This is a genomic window from Nocardioides sp. NPDC057772, from assembly GCF_042798075.1.
Taxonomy (GTDB): domain Bacteria; phylum Actinomycetota; class Actinomycetes; order Propionibacteriales; family Nocardioidaceae; genus Nocardioides.
This window is the reverse complement of the sequence record NZ_JBHVKN010000284.1, coordinates 1-4,722: the sequence shown is the minus strand read 5'-3', so window position 1 is coordinate 4,722 and position 4,722 is coordinate 1. Positions and strand designations below refer to the sequence as shown.

Genomic DNA, 4,722 nt, shown 5'->3' with positions numbered 1-4,722 from the left:
GGACAAATGCGCCGAGTCGGCGCCTCTGCGTGAAGCAGACGCGCCGACTCGGCGGGTGTTTCAGAAGATGATCTCGCCGGACTTGCGGCGGGAGCGGAGGAGGGCGATGGCCTCCTCCAGGATGTCCTCGGCCTCGGCGTCGGAGCGGCGCTCCTTCACGTAGGCGAGGTGCGTCTTGTAAGGCTCGATCTTCGGCGCCGGGGGCGCGTTCTCCTCGTCGAGACCCGCGGGTAGCCCACACTTGGGGCAGTCCCAGGAGTCCGGCGGCGTCGCCTCGACGGCGAAGGTGATGACCGATCGATGTGCGTTGGCGCAGAAGTAGGTGACGGCCTTTCGTGGCGCGGCTTCGCCGCGCTCCGCCTCACCCATCGGCCCAGCGCCGACTCGGGAGCCCCGAATCGCGTTCCCTCCACCTGCCATGGTGCTGCGGTGTCCTCTCTCAACTTAAAGTTCGCAGCCCCGAGAGGCCACTTTGGGGGAATCGGACGGCAAAATCTCCGTCCAGCGTCGAACGAGTTTAGACGCTATCGCGCGTGCGTTGAAGGGAAATGTTTCAGTAGGCCATCAGCAGGCCGAGCGCGATCACACAGGCGAACCAGATGACGCCGATGCCGATGGTGAGCCGGTCGAGGTTGCGCTCGACGACCGAGGATCCACCCAGCGAGCTCGAGACGCCACCACCGAACATGTCGGAAAGCCCGCCACCGCGGCCCTTGTGGAGCAGCACGAGCAGGATCATCAGCGCGCTCGCGATGACCAGGATGATGGTGAAGAGAAGTTCCACGTCTGAAATCCTATCTAGAGGCCCTGAAACCTACAGCACCGGCAGGTCGTAGTAGCGCGAGATCGCCGCAAAGTCATCCACCGAGAGGCTCGCGCCGCCGACGAGCGCGCCGTCGACGTCGCCCTCCTGCATCAGTGCGGCCACGTTGTTGGGCTTCACAGAGCCGCCGTAGAGGATGCGTACGCCGTCGGCCACCTCGGCCCCGTAGAGCTTCTCGAGTCGCTCCCTGATGCCCGCGCAGACCTCCTGGGCATCCTGCGCGGTGGCGGTCTCCCCCGTGCCGATCGCCCAGACCGGCTCGTAGGCGATCACGACTTCGGCGACCTCGGCGTCGGTGAGGCCGGCCAGCGAGGCCTCGGTCTGACCGGTGCAGTGCTCGAGGTGGGCGCCGGCCTGACGGATCTCCAGACCCTCGCCGACGCAGACGATCGGGGTGATCTTGTGCTTGAGCGCGATCTTGGCCTTCTGGGCGACGATGGCGTCGGTCTCGCCGTAGTGCTCACGACGCTCGGAGTGGCCCACGATCACGTAGGAGCAGCCGAGCTTGGCCAGCATGGAGGCGGAGACCTCGCCGGTGTAGGCGCCGGACTCGTGGGTCGACACGTTCTGCGCACCGTAGGTGATCCGCATCTTGTCGCCGTCGACCAGCGTCTGCACCGAGCGGATATCGGTGAAGGGCGGGAAGACCGCGACCTCCACGGCGGCGAAGTCGTGCCGCTTGTCGGAGAGCGTCCAGGCGAGCTTCTGGACCAGGACCACCGCTTCCTGGTGGTTGAGGTTCATCTTCCAGTTGCCCGCGATGAGCGGCGTGCGCCCCGCGGCCTGCTTCTTGGTCGCCATCAGCCGAGTCCTCCGACCACGGTGGTCTCGTCGAGCACCGCGACGCCCGGGAGGGTCTTGCCCTCCAGGTATTCGAGCGAGGCGCCGCCGCCGGTCGAGATGTGACCGAACTGGTCGTCGGAGAATCCGAGCTGGCGGATCGCCGCGGCCGAGTCACCACCACCGACGACCGAGAGGCCGTCGACCGTGGTGAGGGCCTGGGCGACCGTGCGGGTGCCCTCGGCGAACGCGGCCTGCTCGAAGACGCCCATCGGCCCGTTCCAGAAGACCGTCTTGGCGCCCTCGAGAGCCGCAGCGTACGTCTGGGCCGACTCCGGGCCGATGTCGAGCCCGAGCGTGTCGGCCGGGATCGCGTTGGCCGCGACCACGCGGGCCGAGGCCTCGTCGCCGAAGGAGTCGGCGACCACGACGTCGGTCGGGAGCAGGATCTCGACGCCGATCTCCTCGGCGCGCTCGAGATAGCCGAGCACGGTGAGGATCTGGTCCTCCTCGAGCAGCGACTGACCGACCTCGTAACCCTGGGCCTTGAGGAAGGTGAAGACCATGCCGCCACCGATGAGCAGCTTGTCGGCCTTGCCGAGCAGGTTGTCGATCACGCCGAGCTTGTCGGAGACCTTCGAGCCACCGAGGACGACCACGTAGGGACGCTCCGGGGTCTCGGTGAGCCGCTTGAGCACCTCGATCTCAGTGGCGACCAGGTCGCCCTGGGCGCTCGGGAGCAGCTTGGCGACGTCGTAGACCGAGGCCTGCTTGCGGTGGACCACGCCGAAGCCGTCGGAGACGAAGGCGTCGGCCAGGGCGGCGAGCTCGGCGGCGAAGGTCGCCCGCTCGATGTCGTCCTTGCTGGTCTCACCGGCGTTGAAGCGTACGTTCTCCAGCAGGGCGACCTGACCGTCGGCGAGGCCGCCGACGACCGAGCTCGCCGAGTCGCCGACGGTGTCGGTCGCGAAGGCGACCTCGGCACCGAGCAGCTCACCGAGGCGGGCGGCCACGGGCGCCAGCGAGTAGGCCGGGTCCGGCTCACCCTTCGGGCGACCGAGGTGGGCGACCACCACGACCTTGGCGCCGGCGTCGGCCAGCTTCTTGATCGTGGGCACCGAGGCACGGATCCGACCGTCGTCGGTGATCGTGGTGCCTTCCAGCGGGACGTTGAGGTCCGAGCGCACGAGAACTCGCTTGCCCGCGACTCCCTGCTCGATGAGCTGCGTGAGATTCAGAGACATAACGGGCTAGACACTAACCTGTGACGAGCGCCGCTGGGTCACAGGCTCGCGCCAACGTACGCGACCAGGTCCCCGAGGCGGTTGGAATAGCCCCACTCGTTGTCGTACCACGCCGCGACCTTGACCTGGTTGCCGATGACCTTGGTCAGCGGAGCGTCGAAGATCGAGGACGCCGGGTTGGTGACGATGTCGGAGGAGACGATCGGGTCGGTCGAGTAGACGAGGTACTTCCCGTCGGCGGCCTTCTCCATGATTCCGTTGATCTCCTCGACCGAGGTCTCGCGCGACGCCTCGAAGGAGAGGTCGACGATCGAGCCGGTCGGCACCGGCACACGCAGGGCGTAGCCGTCGAGCTTGCCCTTCAGCTCCGGCAGCACCAGGCCGATCGCCTTGGCGGCGCCGGTCGAGGTGGGCACCACGTTGAGGGCGGCGGCGCGGGCGCGGCGCAGGTCCTTGTGGATGTTGTCCTGCAGGTTCTGGTCGGCGGTGTAGGCGTGGACGGTGGTCATCAGGCCCTGGTTGATGCCGATGCCCTCGTGCAGCGCCTTCGCCAGGGGCGCCAGGCAGTTGGTGGTGCAGGACGCGTTGGAGATGACCGTGTGGGCCTCCGGGTCGTAGACGTCCTCGTTGACGCCGAGAACGATGGTGGCGTCCTCGTTCTTCGCCGGCGCGGAGATGATCACCTTCTTCGCGCCGCCGTTGTCGACGTGGGCGCGTGCCTTGGTCGCGTCGGTGAAGAAGCCGGTGGACTCGATCACGACGTCGACGCCGAGATCGGCCCACTTGAGGTTGGCCGGGTCACGCTCTGCGTACGCCTTGATCTCCTTGCCGTCGACGACGATCGCGTCCTCGGTGGCCGACACGTCGGCGCCGAGCGGGCCGAGGATCGAGTCGAACTTCAGCAGCGTCGCAAGGGTCGCGTTGTCGCTGAGGTCGTTGACCCCGACGATCTCGATGTCGAGGTCGGAGGCGCGCACCGCGCGGAAGAAGTTGCGGCCGATCCGGCCGAACCCGTTGATGCCTACTCGAACTGTCACGTGGACTCCTGGTTCGCGTCGAAAAGATTGTGCGCGGGATCACCCGCTGACGCCGACACTACCCAGCCCCTCTGAACAGCGGGAGACTGGGTTGGATCGTTCCAAAAGACGGACGAGTAGCAAACGGCCCGAGCCCCTCGGATACGCGAGAGGCTCGGGCCGTTTCCTGATGTGAAGTTTGTTCCTAGGCGTCCTCGGCGAGCATCTCCGCGGTCAGGGAGGCCTCGGTGTCGGGGATGCCGAGCTCCTCGGCGCGCTTGTCGGCCATCGCCAGCAGTCGGCGGATCCGGCCCGCGATGGCGTCCTTGGTCAGCACCGGGTCATGGAGCTGGCCGAGCTCCTCGAGCGAGGCCTGCTTGTGCTCCAGCCGGAGCTTGCCGGCCTGGCGCAGGTGGTCGGGGATGTCGTCGCCGAGGATCTCCAGCGCGCGCTCGACGCGGGCTCCGGCCGCGACGGCAGCACGGGCCGAGCGGCGAAGGTTGGCGTCGTCGAAGTTGGCCAGGCGGTTGGCGGTGGCACGCACCTCGCGGCGCATCCGGCGCTCCTCCCAGGCCATCAGCGACTCGTGGGCGCCCAGGCGGGTCAGCAGCTGGCCGATCGCGTCGCCGTCGCGGATCACGACACGATCCACGCCGCGTACCTCGCGGGGCTTGGCGGAGATGCCGATCCGACGGGCGACGCCGACCAGGGCGAGGGCCGACTCCGAGCCCGGGCAGGTCACCTCCATCGAGGAGGAGCGGCCCGGCTCGGTGAGCGAGCCGTGGGCCAGGAACGCCCCGCGCCAGGCGGCCACGGCGTCGCAGGCCCCGCCCGAGACGACCGCAGGCGGGAGACCCCG

Annotated in this window: 6 protein-coding genes; all 6 read right to left on the bottom strand. The window is 68.1% G+C overall.

Annotated features, from left to right (window positions below):
* Positions 1-60: 60 nt before the first annotated feature.
* A complete protein-coding gene (locus ACFVJS_RS26290) occupies positions 61-420 on the bottom strand; it encodes an RNA polymerase-binding protein RbpA (protein WP_008357153.1) in 360 nt (119 codons plus the stop codon).
* Positions 421-553: 133 nt separating this feature from the next.
* Complete coding sequence (gene secG / locus ACFVJS_RS26285; protein WP_008357155.1) at positions 554-784, bottom strand: preprotein translocase subunit SecG; 231 nt, start codon at positions 782-784, stop codon at positions 554-556.
* A 30-nt stretch (positions 785-814) separates the two neighbouring features.
* On the bottom strand, positions 815-1,624 hold the full coding sequence (tpiA, locus tag ACFVJS_RS26280) for a triose-phosphate isomerase (RefSeq protein WP_378886498.1): 810 nt from the start codon (positions 1,622-1,624) through the stop codon (positions 815-817).
* The gene (locus ACFVJS_RS26275; protein WP_378886497.1) at positions 1,624-2,847 is read right to left on the bottom strand and encodes a phosphoglycerate kinase; all 1,224 of its coding nucleotides are present in this window, start codon (positions 2,845-2,847) and stop codon (positions 1,624-1,626) included. The genes tpiA and ACFVJS_RS26275 overlap by 1 nt, the downstream gene beginning before the upstream one ends.
* A 38-nt stretch (positions 2,848-2,885) precedes the next feature.
* Positions 2,886-3,884, bottom strand: a complete 999-nt coding sequence (gene gap, locus ACFVJS_RS26270) for a type I glyceraldehyde-3-phosphate dehydrogenase (RefSeq protein ID WP_378886495.1) — start codon at positions 3,882-3,884, stop codon at positions 2,886-2,888.
* Positions 3,885-4,068: 184 nt separating this feature from the next.
* The coding region (gene whiA, locus ACFVJS_RS26265) for a DNA-binding protein WhiA (RefSeq protein WP_378886493.1) at positions 4,069-4,722 on the bottom strand (654 nt) is incomplete at its 5' end.